Raw genomic sequence first — 13,567 nt, 5'->3', positions numbered from 1 at the left:
TTTTTGGAGGGTTTTTTTGCTCATTTGTAAAGTATCTACACTGTCCAAATGGTCTGTTTTTTGATACAATAACTGAAAATTCAATCGTATAAGGGGACTCATATGGAATACATTAGCACTCGCGGAAAAGTAGAACCCATCGGCTTCATCGATGCCATCTTGATGGGATTGGCAGACGACGGCGGTTTACTTGTTCCTAAGCATATCCCACAATTATCGGCAGACACGCTACAGAAGTGGCAGAGGCTCTCCTACTCGGAGTTGGCTCTTGAAATCTTCTCGCTATATGTGAATAACGAAATCCCGCGTAATGAGCTAAAGCAGCTGGTTGATGATAGCTATGCAACCTTCCGGGATGACGCTGTGACACCGGTCAAACGTCTGAACGACGGCACGTACGTGCTGGAATTGTTCCACGGACCTACTTTTGCTTTCAAAGACATTGCTCTGCAATTCTTGGGTAATCTCTACTCGTACGTTTCTCGTAAAACGAATTCGATTATCCATATTCTTGGAGCCACTTCAGGGGATACAGGAGCTTCAGCAATTGAAGGTGTGCGCGGTAAAGAAGGCATCCGGATATGTATTCTTCACCCCCATGGGAAGGTCAGCAAGGTTCAAGAACTGCAAATGACCACCGTTGACGACACGAATGTGCTTAATCTTTCTGTTGAAGGCACTTTCGACGACTGCCAGCGTATTATCAAAGAACTGTTCGCCGACGTCGAGTTCAAGCACCGCTACCACTTGCGTGCGATTAACTCCATCAACATTGCCCGCATCTTGGCGCAAACGGTGTATTACTTCTATGCTTACTTCCAATTAGCGAACAATAATCAGGCCGAAAAGGTCAATTTCAGCGTGCCGACTGGTAACTTCGGCGATATCTTTGCTGGTTACTTGGCTCAGAAAATGGGTCTTCCCATCCATAAACTCATTCTTGCTACAAACGAAAACAATATTCTTGAGCGATTCGTACAGGACGGTGTTTACCAACCAGGTGCGTTCCGCGGAACACACAGCCCTTCCATGGATATTCAAGTGGCTAGCAACTTCGAGCGCTACTTGTTTTACCTCTATGGCGAAGACGCGCAAGCTGTCTCGGCTATCATGGATCAATTCAAGGCTGAAGGCCGCGTTGTTATCCCTGCTGACAAGCTGCAAGCCGTGCAAGCTGACTTTGCTGCCTATGGCGTGCAGAACGAAGAGTGCCTCGACACAATCAGTGAGTACTATGAAAAGTACGCTTATCTGCTAGATCCGCATACAGCTTGCGGAGTAGCTGCTGCTGACAAACTCGCCGTAGACGGTGAAGTGACGGTTGCCCTTTCGACCGCTCATCCGGCTAAATTCGATGAGTCGATCCGTTTGCGCAGCATTGAGCAGACTTATCCGCAGCAAATTCAAGCGCTATTCGATAAGCCGCAATTCCAAACGATCGTTGGTGGTACGAACGACGAGATCAAGGATCAACTCGTTAAGTTTTTCTAATGATGTGAAGAAGCCCCGAAGACAATTGTCTTCGAGGCTTTTTTTATCCCTATTTCTTAAACTGTTTAGGAAATTGTTTAATGATCCCGTCCGAAAGAACATCCGCAAACATAATTATATGATCCTCGCCTTGATCGAATGTGTGAATATCTGCTTCCCAGTCCTTTTTGAGCCTAGCCGACACATTGTTTGTGAGTAATTGCAAGTGCACATATAACATATCTTGCAGAGTTTTCATCGACCAATTCGGGTTTGCATTGCTGAGGAATGCAGCGATATCATCGGCATTCCGATACCATTCCTTATTATACTTTTCGAAATCAGACGCATTACCGCTTTTGGCTGCAGCTATAACTTTGCCCGCTAAGACGATGTGCTCCGTCAACAGTTCTCCTAACTTATTACCCGCCGCTTCCCCATAATAAGGTTTTATCGCATTTCCGATATCCGTCTGGTTCTTGAGCAGCCTAGCCAGCACTTTCTCTTGATCTTCTAGACCAGCAAGCGCGCTTACGAGGTAGCTTCTCGTCCACAAAACATGATCGATCCATAACTTTCTTAAATCGCCTTTCAGCTTAACCATTGATTGGCTGTAGCATTGCATTTTTACGACGGCGTGTTCGTCCACTACCTTAGCCTCTGCTCTGAGCGGAACAACACTTAAGGCAATGGACATCGATAGCAGCGTTAACTTTAGAAACTTGCCTTGCATCAACATCTCTACTTTGACATAAATAGGTGTACAGTCCGTTTATTGTGTGCTTGTGGACTATTTTCATTCATGAAAAGAGATTGATTGTTACCCCAGTAAAAAAATCAGTCCTCCGACCGATACCTATCCTCCCCCAGGTAGGAAGACACTTTTACCTTGTCATGATATCCTTAAAGTAATTGAGAATGGATAATAACGTTTAGGAGTGAGCATGTTGAATATGAATCGCAGCGCCTTTCTTGGCCCAATATTGATTATTTTAGGTATTTTTATGTTTCTAAAAGGTGATAGTACGTTCAATACCGGTACCATATTTGAGTATTTCTGGCCAACCTTGTTTGTCATACCCGTGGGCGTATTTTTCCACTGGTTATACTTCTTCATCCTTCAGCGGCGGGGTGTTGGCGTGCTTGTCCCAGGAGGGATTATGTTAACGACAGGCATCATCTGCCAAATCTCCATGCTGTTCGATATCTGGCACCTTATGTGGCCAGGATTCATGCTGGCTGTTGCCGTCGGTTTATTCGAACTGTATTGGTTCGGAGGACGAAATAAATGGTTGCTCATCCCGATTAACATTCTAACCGTCATGTCCCTTTTGTTCTTCGCTATTTTCTCCATAGGCTCTATCTTCAGCAAATTTTTCCACAACCAACCGATAATTGCCATCGTTCTCATTATTGTAGGCGGCTTGATGATGTTTACGCGTAATCGGAAATCAATGTAATACTATCAAAAGTACGGATTACATGCTTAATGAGAAAAAACCAATAAAATTGTTGTACGTTGTACAACTTAAGCAGGGAAAAGACCGGGACAAAGACAAATTAAGATGAAAAAGGAGCCTCTCATGAGCTCCTTTTCACTTATACCTTTACAACGAATTGATAGGCGCCCGACTGGCTGCCATCCGCATTGCTTTTAGTATCCATCAGCAGTGCCTTGTTGTAGATGCCATCCTTCGCATTGCCCGCTTCGTTCGGGAAGAAAAGCTGACTCGTCAGTACCTGACCATTCGGCGCCTGCACCTTCACATGAATATGGCGCGTTCGCCCTGGGTACAAGCCCGGCACAATCGTTTCCAACGTAAACTTGCCTTTATCGTCCGTATATTGATGCCCCCGAAGGGTGAAGCCTTTGTTATCATATTGACCGTCGGCATCTGCCTGCCAGAAGTCCAGTAACGCATGTGCAACCGGTTTACACGTCGTGGATACAACGTAGCCTACGAGCGTAAGTTTCGTCCCCATCATTCCTTGCTCTAACAAAGAACTTTTCTCCGGTGAGTTAGGTGTAAAATACGGACCTTCGGTGACAGCTGGCGTCATCTCCTCTGGTGAACCGCACGCAGGTGTTGGCTCCAGATTCGCAGCTTTTGGTGATTCGCTCGCTGCTTCCTTTGCCTGGTTACCATCAGGCTGAGTCGTTGCTCCGCCAGTCGTCGCTCCGCCGCCCAAATTGATTCCGCAGGCTGCTAACGCCGCACTGGTAACCATTAGAACGCTGGATACCAAGAACCGGCGACGCGTTATTTTCGCACTCGAAGATTTCAACTCAGTTTGCTTCTCTTCCATTGTCGTTCCCCCATTTCAACCTCTTGTACGAATAGAATAGCATGGAACTGGGGGAAATTCCCTGAAATTTAGCCTAAGAATGGCTTAAAGTTTACTGAAAATAGGTGCAGGATAGACGAAAAACATGCAGCTCCTTAGATACTTAGCTATTTCGAAACAAAAGAATTCCCTTCGACCCAGAACCGCCACGGATATTCTCTGGCTTCCCCACTATTGTCGATGCCGATTCTCGGTCCATCGGCGATGGATTCTACTGTTCTTCCTTCAGCAATGTAGAGAGGACGCTCAAAAATAGGTCTTCCATAATCCTCTTTTACAATGCCAAGGGCTTTTGTTAGTTTGCCGGGACCGTTAGTGAGCTCCTTTAGCTTTTTATCGTGGCCGCGGCGATCATACATGAGATCAATTCCTATGCAGGGCTCCACAGCACGAATTAAGACAGCCTCTGGATGGCTAGGCTCCCCGCTTACTATATTCACTAAACAATGGGTATGCATCACGTAGGTATAGACATAGCCCGGAGGGCCAAACATGATTTCCGTTCTCGGTGTCCTGCGATTGCCAAAGCTATGAGCGGCACGGTCCCCCGGACCTATGTAGGCTTCAGTTTCTACAATCCAGCCTGCGGCTATGCCTAATTCGGTTTCTTTCACAAGCAGTTTGCCGAGCAGCGAACGAGCCAAGATCAGTGTGGGTTGCTCAAAAAATGCAGCAGCTACGGGTTGGGAAGACAGAACATTCATCTCCATTCTTTCATGAATTCAGGTCTTCGTCTTACAGCAAAAGAAACCCGATCAGCCGCAGCTAATGGGTTCCTATTTATTATCCTACAACCAAATTATCTTGACCAAGGTTATCCCCTGTGGATTGTTTGATCTGTTTACTTCTTAATTGTCCACAAGCGGCATCAATATCCGTTCCATGCTCAAGGCGAACACTACAGCTAATGCCCTGCTTTTTCAATGTATCATAGAAAGCCCGCACCGATTCCCGCTCACTCCGTTGATATTGACTATGCTCATCCACAGGATTGTAAGGAATCAAGTTCACATTGGCAAGGTGGCGAATATGCCCAATGAGCTCAGCTAATTGCAGCGCATGCTCTCTACCGTCGTTAACATCCTTCAGCAGAATGTACTCCAATGTAATTCTCCGGTTCGTTTTCTCCAAATAGTACTCGATCGCCTGCATTAATTTCTCGATCGGAATCGCCTTGTTTATTTTCATGATCCGGGTACGAAGCTCGTTCGTCGGGGCATGCAGAGAAATCGCCAGATTTACCTTCAAATCCGAGTCCGCGAATTCGATAATTTTATTAGCAAGACCACTAGTTGATACCGTAATATGTCTAGCGGCAATGTCTAGGCCTTTTTGATCTTTCACAACGCGGATGAAATCAACCATATTTTCAAAATTATCAAATGGCTCGCCAATGCCCATCACAACAATGTGGCTGACACGTTCGTTTTTATCCGCTTTGTCCAAATGAAACTGAACCTTCATAATTTGTTCTACGACTTCAGCGCTGGATAGATCGCGACTTTTGGCCAAAAGCCCACTCGCACAGAAGCTGCACCCAATGTTACAGCCGACCTGCGTCGTGACACACACGGACAACCCGAATTTATGTCTCATCAACACGGTCTCGATCAAATTACCATCCTGCAGCTTGAAAAGGAACTTCATCGTGCCGTCCGCTGATTCTTGCCTCGTATGTTCAGTCAACGTCTGAATGACGAAATGCTTTTCCAGACTCTGAATACAATCCTGCTTCACATCCGTCATCTCTGAGAAGTCGGTCACCCGCTTCCGATATAGCCAATCCCAGACTTGTAATGCCCGCGATTTTTTGTGTCCATTTTGCTCAAGCCATGCAATCAATTGATCCAACGTTAATCCATAGATGGATTCTTTATTCATCGTTATCCTCTTTTCAAGACTTTCACTTACAGTCCTATTCTACTAAGCAGCCGAAGCGTACCATCTGTTTATTATTGTGCCAAAAATCCTTCATGAACACAAGGGGAGTGAGAAGGCAGAACCGTTCCTTTATCTACCTCTTATGTCCATTTCGACAGCCACTCTATGAATACATCCATTCACATACACAAATAATGTAACTAGTACGTGAAGGAGGCCAAAAAATGAACAATCAACGCGCTCAACAGATTGCAGTATCACCTGTCATGGTTGATGTTACGTATAATGGGACGCCAATCTACATCCAACATGTTGACGAAAAGAATGAAACCGCCAGAATTTATCCTTTGGATCAACCGGAAAACGAGCAAAGTGTCCCATTGAGCAGTCTAGTCGAGAGTTCTCAAATGTTGGATATGGAAGATATTAAAATGATATGCCCATTGCCCGAATGATTGAAAAGAAGCAAGAAAAAAGAAAGAGGATACCTTTACGGTGTCCTCTTTACTAATGATATTTGGTGAAGGTCTATGAAAATTTAATTATACCTACCGAATGCAAGAATACACAAACGATGAGTATGGGAGCTACCACGCGCAGCAAGAACATCCAAGCTTTATACCAAAAACCTTTCAAACCCGCTTCTTCTCCAGCTTTTTTCCACGCGTATCCAGTAAACAAGGTAACGACTAACCCACCGAATGGCATAAGAACATAGGAAGTAATGAAGTCCATCCAATCAAAAATGCTTTTACCTCCAGGATGGAAATCCCCTAGTACACCTCCAACAGAGAGCCCAGAAGGAACACCTACCAAGAAGCAAAGAATGGATAAGATAATCGCTGATTTCTTGCGGCTCCACTGCCATTTTTGCATGGCATAAGCGACTGGAACTTCCAAGATGGAAATCGCAGAAGTCAAGGCGGCAATGGCTAGTAACAAGAAAAATAGACCACCAAAGAAGAAACCAAATGGCATTTGCGAGAACGCTGCAGGCAGCGCCATGAACGCCAAGCCTACGCCTTCACCAGGCTGAAGCCCGTAGGAGAACACCGTAGGGAAAATGACTAGACCCGCGATGAAAGCATATACCAAATCACCGAAACCAATGGCGAGCGTCGCCGTGCCGAGTGATTGTCTTTTTTCCACATAAGATCCATAGGTTAACATACAGCCCATCCCTAACGATAAGGAAAAGAACGCATGTCCCAAAGCAACTAGGGCAGACTCCGCGTCTAGCTTGGAGAAGTCAGGTTTCAAGAAGAAGGATACCCCTTCTGCTGCTCCTGGGAGCGTAAGCGAACGGACCATAAGAATTAGTAGGATGATGAGAAATCCAGGAATCAGAACTTTGTTGAATTTCTCAATACCACCAGAAACCCCTTTGGCAAGAACCCAGCCCGTAACCACCATAACAACAGCCTGCCAGAAGATTGGCCAGTAGCCCGAAGCAAACGATAAAAACTTGTTTTTATAGTCGGAGCCCTCTTGGAACAAGATGCCAGTAAATGACTCTACCGTATAATGGAGTGTCCATCCCGCGACTACCGCGTAGTAGGACATGATCATGAAAGCGGTAAGAATCGACAATAACCCGAATGCTCCCCAATATTTTTTGCCCGTCAGATTAAAGAAAGATACCGATGCGTTACCTCTACCACCGCGGCCAATCGTCATCTCTGCAAGCAAAATCGGTAAGCCTACAATAATTAAACAAATGATAAATAGCAGGAAAAAGGCGGCACCGCCATGTTTACCCGTAATGTAGGGAAACTTCCACATGTTGCCTAACCCTACCGAGCTGCCGATCGCGGCCAAAATAAAACCTGTAGACGTAAACCGTTCAACCGTTCCTGTTTTCTTGCCTGCTGCTTGTCCTGATGTCTGATCGTTACTCATGATGAATGATAAACTCCTAACGTTATTTTGATGCAATAATGTTACTGGAAAATCCTTCTCACGTCACCTTGTAAAATTTCACAAAATCCGTTTATTCTTTATCAATCGTTTGATGGATACCATCTTCATAATAATCAAAGACGAGCTGTTGTTTCGTACCACTTACCGCGTAAAACACGTCCGATATCTGTTTTCCCTTGCGTTTTACCTCCTGTTCTAACCATTCCTTAGTCAGTCCGTTATTCTCCAGGTTTTTCTCCATTATTTTTCCATCCATAATTAATTCAATGGGAAAAACCTGGGCGTTTGAATGAAGCTTCAAATCCTTTTTAGTTACATATTGGTACTCGTCTTTTTTTAATACCGATACCTCGCCGTTATCCTCAAGTACAGCATAGTCCACTTCCTCTAAGTTAAAAATCCCTTTTTCCCTCAAGGCTTGGTCCAATGAATCCAGGGTGTATCTTACTTTTCTCATGTTATCTTCAAGAATTTTCCCGCCTTCAATAAGCACCGTTGGGGAACCTGAAATCCAGTTTCTCATTTTGCGACTTTTCAATGCAATTATGGATAACAAATAGGACGTAATGGCAATGACAATCAGCGATAAAATCATATGCCAAAGACTTAATTTTTCATTGAATGCCAAATTAGCTGCAATAGCCCCTAATGTAATACCAGTCACAAAATCATGAAACGTCATATTGGAAATCGTCTGTTTACCAAGTATTTTGGCTATAAACAGTAGCAGTAAAATAGCTAGAACGGTCCGAATCAGAATTTCCACATAGACAATCATACTTATGCACCCTCCTCTCCTGTCATTATCTCCTAAACGGAAAAGAAAAAACCAAGCACGGGTGAGGCTCGAGATTTATCGACAACCTCCGTATAAGGAGAATTTTTCACTTTTATATGTACAAAAAAAGCCTCTGTGCAATGGGAAGCATTACCCATGGCTGACAGAAGCTTGATTAGCTATACATTTTGCTTTACATAAGACTTACGTTTATTCCAAATTGGCATGCCTGCCAAACATGGTCGTTGAGTCAAAACCTTTTTTCTCCATTAACCGCAGGATGACAGCGTCAAAGAATAACAAGAGAGTTTGCTCAAATAGTGAGCCCATCGGTTGTATGGTGAAGTAATTGCTAGACGACTTATCTTTAGGCGAGCCAGGAAGCTTAACGGCTATATCCGCCAGCTGTCCGATCTTTGATTCAGGGAATATCGTCACTAACGCGACAGAAGCTTGCAAGCTTTTGGCCTTCTCCGCCATCGATAGGAGGCTCTTGGTTTCCCCCGAACCTGATCCAATGATCAGCATGTCTTTTTCGGTGACATTCGGCGTAATCGACTCACCCACAACATAAGCATCAATGCCCATATGCATCAGCCTCATCGCGAAAGCTTTGGCCATCAAGCCGGATCGACCGGCACCAGCTACAAAAACCTTGTTGGACGCCATAATACGCTCTACGAAACGATCAGCTTGCTCATCGTTCAACTGGTTGGCACCCTGCTGCAGCTCATGAAGGATTTCAGCTAAATACAGATTCGTTTCCATACGAATTAAGATCCTTGTTTGATCAATTTTTGCATTTCAGCGGCTGCAGCTTGCTGGTCTTCTTGTCCGGTAATACCTCCGCCGACAATAACAAGATCAGGGTTCGCTTTGATAACTTCCGGAAGTGTACTTAATTTAATGCCTCCGGCAATCGCTGTTTTGGCCTGCTTCACAACACGTTTGATCGTCAGAAGATCCTCAAATGAATTTTTGCCGACAGCTTGAAGATCATATCCTGTATGCACACAGATATAATCAACGCCGAGTGCGTCGATTTCTTGCGCACGCTGCTCAAGGTTTTTCACAGAGATCATGTCAACTAGAATTTGTTTACCTTGTTTTCTAGCTTCTTCTACAGCACCTTTGATCGTCATGTCCTCCGAGGCACCTAATACGGTAACGATGTCTGCTCCTGCTTCCGATGCTTTCATGACTTCGTAACCAGCGGCGTCCATAATTTTGAGGTCAGCCAGCACTCTCAGATTGGGAAAAGCTTCTTTGATTTCTTTGACGGCGCGGAGCCCTTCATTAATGACAACTGGTGTGCCAATTTCAACGATATCTATATATGCTTCCACTTCTTTCACCAATTTCTTGGCTTGTGGGATGTCGACAAGATCTAACGCTAATTGAAGTTCCATGGATAAGTCACTCCTCATGTAATTTATGTTTTTGTTGTTCACGGGACCTATTGTACGATGATACTTTTCGAAAAGGAAGTACGCACTATTCGGTGACGTAGTACCCATTTTGAAACCATGGACGAAAAAAAGACCCTTAACACGAAGTTAAAGGTCCCTACAACTTGGATTTTTGTATCGTTTGAGCTTCAGTTAATCCGCTCTTGGTGGTTCTGCCCCCAATCAGCCATTACATTGAGCACTTCTTCCATGGTTCGGCCATATTGAGTCAAAGAATATTCGACTTTCGGAGGCACTTGAACAAAAACTTCCCGATGGATAATGCCGTCATCCTCTAATTCGCGTAGTTGTTGGGTTAACATTTTTTGCGTAATGTCAGGCATCCCCCTTTTTAACTCGCCAAAGCGTTTGACGCCGTCCATCAGATGACACAGAATGACCAGCTTCCATTTGCCGCCAATGACTTTCAAGGTCATTTCTACCGAGTTCTTAAATAGTTGATCGCCCATGGTAACGACTCCTTTAGTATACTTTTTGATACTATAGTACTTAAAAGTAGGTACTTGCTTTTAATTGCAATACCATTAATAATAAATGGCGTGACTGTCAGTTGCAAATAGGAACCCTCATAAGGGTTGTCTTCATAAATAGCTTAAAGGAGAGATGACTATGACCTTAGAGAATCAAACTGCGATAATTACGGGTGCCGGAAAAGGAATCGGCAAAGCTACCGCTATTGCCTTGGCCAAAGAGGGCGTTAATCTCGGATTACTTGCACGTAACCGTGCCGACCTTGAGTCCCTTCAACAAGAATTAACAAGCGCATATCGTATTAAAGTGAGCATCGCTACAGCGGATGTATCTAAGAGAGCAGAAGCAGAGCGTGCAGTGGAAACGTTGATCGGAGAACTGGGTTCCCTCGATATTCTACTCAATAATGCCGGTGTGGCGCAATTTGGCACGTTAGCCGATATGGATCCTGAACAATGGGAACAGGTCATCCGAACGAATCTGATGGGCACGTATTATGTAACTCGCGTCGCGCTTCCAACCATGTTGAAGCAAAATGGCGGAACTATCATTAACATCGCGTCAACCGCAGGGGAACGTGGCTTTGCGACCGGTTCTGCTTATTGCGCTTCGAAGCACGCTGTGATCGGCTTAACGGAAGCACTTATGCAGGAAGTTCGCAAATCGAACATCCGTGTGACCGCGCTCACACCATCTACCGTGAATACAGACCTAGCAGTGAACGCTGGTCTTCCCATAGGCGATGAGGATCGCATGATGCAAGCGGAAGATGTAGCGGAGCTCATACTGGCTGCACTGAAATTGCCACCACGCGTTTTCTTGAAAACCGCTGGAATTTGGACAACGAACCCACAATAACCGCCAATTTAGACAGACGTATAAATATATCTTTGGAGGTTACTAATATGTCTCAGAAATTATTTGCTTCGTATGATCTGAAAGGTTTACACATAAATAATCGCATTGTCATGGCGCCAATGTGTCAATATTCGGTTACGGCCAAAGACGGGAAGCCAAACGATTGGCACTACGTTCACTATCTTAGCCGCGCTATTGGCGGTACTGGCCTCATTATCATGGAAATGACGGATGTTGACCCCGATGGCCGCATTACCGATTTCGACCTAGGCATATGGTCAGATGATCATATTCCGGCATTTGCCAAAATCATCGACGGTGTACACTCGCATAATGGCAAAATCGGAATTCAGATCGCTCATGCGGGACGTAAAGCAGAAGACGCGGCAGTCCCCATTGCCCCATCTGCAATAAAGTTTCCAGGCTCAGCTTACAAAATGCCTCGCGCCCTTACAACCGAAGAGGTTCAAGACGTGGTTCAAAAATTCGGTGATGCTGCCCGCCGCGCGGTACAAGCTGGTGTGGATACGATCGAGCTTCATGGAGCACACGGTTATTTGATCCATCAGTTCCAATCACCTCTAACCAATAAACGAGATGATATTTATGGTCAAGACCTTACCCGTTTTGGCGTAGAAGTCATTCAAGCCGTCAAAAAAGAAATGCCTGCTGACATGCCGCTCATCTTCCGCATCTCCGCAGTGGAGTATGCCGATGGCGGATATGATATTGATCATGCCATCGAGCTGTCCAAAGCTTACCAAGCTGCAGGTGTAGATGCTTTTCATGTGAGTTCTGGCGGAGAAGGACCCGCTGGAGAGAGAAAACCAGGCAATTACCCGGGCTATCAGGTTCCGTTCGCACGTAAAATCCGCGAGGCGCTGAATGTACCCGTCATTGCTGTAGGTATGCTCGAAGATCCAGCGCTTGCTGAATCCGTTATCGGCAGTGAAGACGCAGACTTCGTAGCGATTGCCCGAGGAATGCTGCGTGATCCGTACTGGGCTACGCATGCCGCCATTACGCTCCGCAATGAACCGAACAATATCCCAGAACAATATGTTCGAGCTTACTAATATGGAATAGGGGCTGTCCCAAAGGACTAGTACTAGTGGTCGGGTGGCTTTCCTTAACAATCGGCAAAACAAAAAATGAGTGGGCAAGAATAACCTTGCCTTCTCATTTTTTTGTTTTCTGTGCCCCAAGGTGTTGGGACAGCCACACTTTGTTTGCTTCAGCTATTCTTCTAGTAGATTAGAGTAACACTCTGTTCTCAAGTATATTTTTCAAACAAATGTGAGACTTCGAAGGGCCAATCCGTACAAGTGAGTCTTGAAATTCAGCAAGCTCCTCTACCGAGGCCGTTTGTACCTTGATGAGATAATTAAATTCTCCGCTTATGCGAAATAAATCAGTTACTTCCCTTGCCCCTTCACAAAAATCAACCAACTCTTGGCAATGTTCTGTCTTTATTAGAATAAAAGAGGTCGTACCTCGATTCAGATCCCGCAAATTAAATACGGTACTATATTCGGAAATAATCTTCTTATCCTCCAGCTTTAGTATCCTATCTTTAACAGAAGGTTGGGACATGGAGATTTCTTTACTGATTTGAGAAATAGGCATTCGTGCATGATGTTGAAGTAATTGCATGATCTTTTTATCAATGTCATCGATTTGATGATCCATATCAAGCGCCCTCCTAATTTGACCTTATATAATAAGGTGTTATGTATGAATTAACTTAGATATAGTAATAACCTTACAACATATAACTCAGATTTTGTATGTAATTTGATATTTTATATGACTATAATATGAATAAATTACATTAGGAGTGATTTAGATGAGCGTGAAAGGCCTTGCGCATGTGGCCATACAAGCCAAAGATTATCAAGCCACTATTACATTTTATACACAAGTCTTAGGGTTTAAAATAGGCCATCATTGGAGTCTGCCTTCCTTCCAAATCAAAGAAGCAGCCATGCTGATTTCACCTGACCAAAGAACCTGTATTGAAATCTTTGATAACGAAGCGGTCATCCCCGCTCAAGGAAAAAAAGCCCTGTTGGAGGAAGATATTGCACACGGAGCGTTATTACATCTCGCCTTTTACGTGGATAATGTCGAGGAAGTGTATCATAAAGCCCTTGCTCATGGAGCAAAGGCTTTTATCGAACCAGATGAACTGTCACTTGGCGAACCACCCCTTGTGGTGAGAAATGCCTTGGTGCACAGTCCAAACGGAGAAGTTATCGAATTTATTGAAGATGTCAATTTTGATATGTCTATCTGAAGTTCTATATTATAATTTGCGCTCGAAGGTGAATTTGGCCTGATCTATTTCAGTTGATTGCCAAGGCGACGGTAAAAG

15 protein-coding genes and 1 pseudogene are annotated in these 13,567 nt (G+C 44.5%); 6 read left to right on the top strand and 10 right to left on the bottom strand.

Annotation, left to right across the window (positions count from 1 at the left end):
- The first annotated feature begins 102 nt into the window (after positions 1 to 102).
- Positions 103 to 1,491: a threonine synthase gene (thrC, locus tag AC58UU_RS28895; protein ID WP_497320712.1), complete on the top strand. Its 1,389-nt coding sequence runs from the start codon at positions 103 to 105 to the stop codon at positions 1,489 to 1,491.
- 49 nt (positions 1,492 to 1,540) lie between these two features.
- Here the strand turns inward: thrC and AC58UU_RS28890 are convergent, their stop codons facing one another.
- Positions 1,541 to 2,203, bottom strand: coding sequence for a glycosyltransferase (locus AC58UU_RS28890; RefSeq protein WP_497320777.1), 663 nt, complete (start codon positions 2,201 to 2,203; stop codon positions 1,541 to 1,543).
- Between the two features lie 220 nt (positions 2,204 to 2,423).
- Here AC58UU_RS28890 and AC58UU_RS28885 point away from each other — a divergent pair, with 220 nt between their 5' ends.
- The gene (locus AC58UU_RS28885) at positions 2,424 to 2,930 is read left to right on the top strand and encodes a hypothetical protein (RefSeq protein ID WP_497320775.1); all 507 of its coding nucleotides are present in this window, start codon (positions 2,424 to 2,426) and stop codon (positions 2,928 to 2,930) included.
- A gap of 139 nt (positions 2,931 to 3,069) precedes the next feature.
- On the opposite strand, the gene AC58UU_RS28880 is transcribed toward AC58UU_RS28885, so the two are convergent.
- The 3 genes from AC58UU_RS28880 to rlmN form a co-directional block, all read right to left on the bottom strand.
- Complete coding sequence (locus tag AC58UU_RS28880; protein WP_497320710.1) at positions 3,070 to 3,777, bottom strand: dioxygenase family protein; 708 nt, start codon at positions 3,775 to 3,777, stop codon at positions 3,070 to 3,072.
- A gap of 146 nt (positions 3,778 to 3,923) precedes the next feature.
- The gene (locus AC58UU_RS28875; RefSeq protein ID WP_497320709.1) at positions 3,924 to 4,526 is read right to left on the bottom strand and encodes a DNA-3-methyladenine glycosylase; all 603 of its coding nucleotides are present in this window, start codon (positions 4,524 to 4,526) and stop codon (positions 3,924 to 3,926) included.
- Between the two features lie 73 nt (positions 4,527 to 4,599).
- The gene (rlmN, locus tag AC58UU_RS28870) at positions 4,600 to 5,697 is read right to left on the bottom strand and encodes a dual-specificity RNA methyltransferase RlmN (RefSeq protein WP_497320708.1); all 1,098 of its coding nucleotides are present in this window, start codon (positions 5,695 to 5,697) and stop codon (positions 4,600 to 4,602) included.
- 224 nt (positions 5,698 to 5,921) lie between these two features.
- Between rlmN and AC58UU_RS28865 the strand changes: the two are divergent.
- Positions 5,922 to 6,095 (top strand): annotated as a pseudogene (locus AC58UU_RS28865) (small acid-soluble spore protein H); the annotation flags it as partial.
- A 130-nt stretch (positions 6,096 to 6,225) separates the two neighbouring features.
- On the opposite strand, the gene AC58UU_RS28860 reads toward AC58UU_RS28865, so the two are convergent.
- From AC58UU_RS28860 to AC58UU_RS28840, 5 genes are all read right to left on the bottom strand, one after another.
- Positions 6,226 to 7,596 carry a sodium-dependent transporter gene (locus AC58UU_RS28860; protein ID WP_497320707.1) on the bottom strand — a complete coding sequence of 457 codons (1,371 nt, stop codon included), beginning with the start codon at positions 7,594 to 7,596 and terminating at the stop codon, positions 6,226 to 6,228.
- A 91-nt stretch (positions 7,597 to 7,687) separates the two neighbouring features.
- Entirely contained in the window at positions 7,688 to 8,395 is a 708-nt protein-coding gene (locus tag AC58UU_RS28855; RefSeq protein ID WP_497320705.1) for a DUF421 domain-containing protein, read from the bottom strand.
- A gap of 210 nt (positions 8,396 to 8,605) precedes the next feature.
- On the bottom strand, positions 8,606 to 9,163 hold the full coding sequence (gene hxlB, locus AC58UU_RS28850) for a 6-phospho-3-hexuloisomerase (protein ID WP_497320703.1): 558 nt from the start codon (positions 9,161 to 9,163) through the stop codon (positions 8,606 to 8,608).
- 5 nt (positions 9,164 to 9,168) lie between these two features.
- On the bottom strand, positions 9,169 to 9,804 hold the full coding sequence (gene hxlA, locus AC58UU_RS28845) for a 3-hexulose-6-phosphate synthase (RefSeq protein WP_171643632.1): 636 nt from the start codon (positions 9,802 to 9,804) through the stop codon (positions 9,169 to 9,171).
- 188 nt (positions 9,805 to 9,992) lie between these two features.
- A complete protein-coding gene (locus tag AC58UU_RS28840; RefSeq protein WP_171643633.1) occupies positions 9,993 to 10,313 on the bottom strand; it encodes a winged helix-turn-helix transcriptional regulator in 321 nt (106 codons plus the stop codon).
- 160 nt (positions 10,314 to 10,473) lie between these two features.
- On the opposite strand from AC58UU_RS28840, the gene AC58UU_RS28835 reads away from it, so the two are divergent.
- Positions 10,474 to 11,193 carry a 3-ketoacyl-ACP reductase gene (locus AC58UU_RS28835; RefSeq protein WP_497320701.1) on the top strand — a complete coding sequence of 240 codons (720 nt, stop codon included), beginning with the start codon at positions 10,474 to 10,476 and terminating at the stop codon, positions 11,191 to 11,193.
- Between the two features lie 47 nt (positions 11,194 to 11,240).
- Complete coding sequence (locus AC58UU_RS28830; protein WP_497320700.1) at positions 11,241 to 12,269, top strand: NADH:flavin oxidoreductase/NADH oxidase; 1,029 nt, start codon at positions 11,241 to 11,243, stop codon at positions 12,267 to 12,269.
- 178 nt (positions 12,270 to 12,447) lie between these two features.
- Here AC58UU_RS28830 and AC58UU_RS28825 read toward each other — a convergent pair whose 3' ends face one another.
- Complete coding sequence (locus tag AC58UU_RS28825; protein ID WP_171643636.1) at positions 12,448 to 12,882, bottom strand: Lrp/AsnC family transcriptional regulator; 435 nt, start codon at positions 12,880 to 12,882, stop codon at positions 12,448 to 12,450.
- 157 nt (positions 12,883 to 13,039) lie between these two features.
- Here AC58UU_RS28825 and AC58UU_RS28820 point away from each other — a divergent pair, with 157 nt between their 5' ends.
- Positions 13,040 to 13,489, top strand: coding sequence for a VOC family protein (locus AC58UU_RS28820; protein ID WP_497320699.1), 450 nt, complete (start codon positions 13,040 to 13,042; stop codon positions 13,487 to 13,489).
- Positions 13,490 to 13,567 lie beyond the last annotated feature (78 nt).

Source organism: Paenibacillus sp. JT22N1 (assembly GCF_059692155.1).
This window is presented reverse-complemented; position numbering and strand designations above follow the sequence as displayed.

Excerpts from the sequence above, each read along its gene's own strand:
- AC58UU_RS28835 (WP_497320701.1), top strand. The coding sequence starts at position 10,474 with ATGACCTTAGAGAATCAAACTGCGATAATTACGGGTGCCGGAAAAGGA.
- AC58UU_RS28825 (WP_171643636.1), bottom strand. The coding sequence starts at position 12,882 with ATGGATCATCAAATCGATGACATTGATAAAAAGATCATGCAATTACTT.
- AC58UU_RS28880 (WP_497320710.1), bottom strand. The coding sequence starts at position 3,777 with ATGGAAGAGAAGCAAACTGAGTTGAAATCTTCGAGTGCGAAAATAACG.
- AC58UU_RS28860 (WP_497320707.1), bottom strand. The coding sequence starts at position 7,596 with ATGAGTAACGATCAGACATCAGGACAAGCAGCAGGCAAGAAAACAGGA.
- AC58UU_RS28840 (WP_171643633.1), bottom strand. The coding sequence starts at position 10,313 with ATGGGCGATCAACTATTTAAGAACTCGGTAGAAATGACCTTGAAAGTC.
- AC58UU_RS28890 (WP_497320777.1), bottom strand. The coding sequence starts at position 2,203 with ATGCAAGGCAAGTTTCTAAAGTTAACGCTGCTATCGATGTCCATTGCC.
- hxlA (WP_171643632.1), bottom strand. The coding sequence starts at position 9,804 with ATGGAACTTCAATTAGCGTTAGATCTTGTCGACATCCCACAAGCCAAG.
- rlmN (WP_497320708.1), bottom strand. The coding sequence starts at position 5,697 with ATGAATAAAGAATCCATCTATGGATTAACGTTGGATCAATTGATTGCA.
- AC58UU_RS28830 (WP_497320700.1), top strand. The coding sequence starts at position 11,241 with ATGTCTCAGAAATTATTTGCTTCGTATGATCTGAAAGGTTTACACATA.
- AC58UU_RS28875 (WP_497320709.1), bottom strand. The coding sequence starts at position 4,526 with ATGGAGATGAATGTTCTGTCTTCCCAACCCGTAGCTGCTGCATTTTTT.
- hxlB (WP_497320703.1), bottom strand. The coding sequence starts at position 9,163 with ATGGAAACGAATCTGTATTTAGCTGAAATCCTTCATGAGCTGCAGCAG.
- thrC (WP_497320712.1), top strand. The coding sequence starts at position 103 with ATGGAATACATTAGCACTCGCGGAAAAGTAGAACCCATCGGCTTCATC.
- AC58UU_RS28855 (WP_497320705.1), bottom strand. The coding sequence starts at position 8,395 with ATGATTGTCTATGTGGAAATTCTGATTCGGACCGTTCTAGCTATTTTA.
- AC58UU_RS28885 (WP_497320775.1), top strand. The coding sequence starts at position 2,424 with ATGAATCGCAGCGCCTTTCTTGGCCCAATATTGATTATTTTAGGTATT.
- AC58UU_RS28820 (WP_497320699.1), top strand. The coding sequence starts at position 13,040 with ATGAGCGTGAAAGGCCTTGCGCATGTGGCCATACAAGCCAAAGATTAT.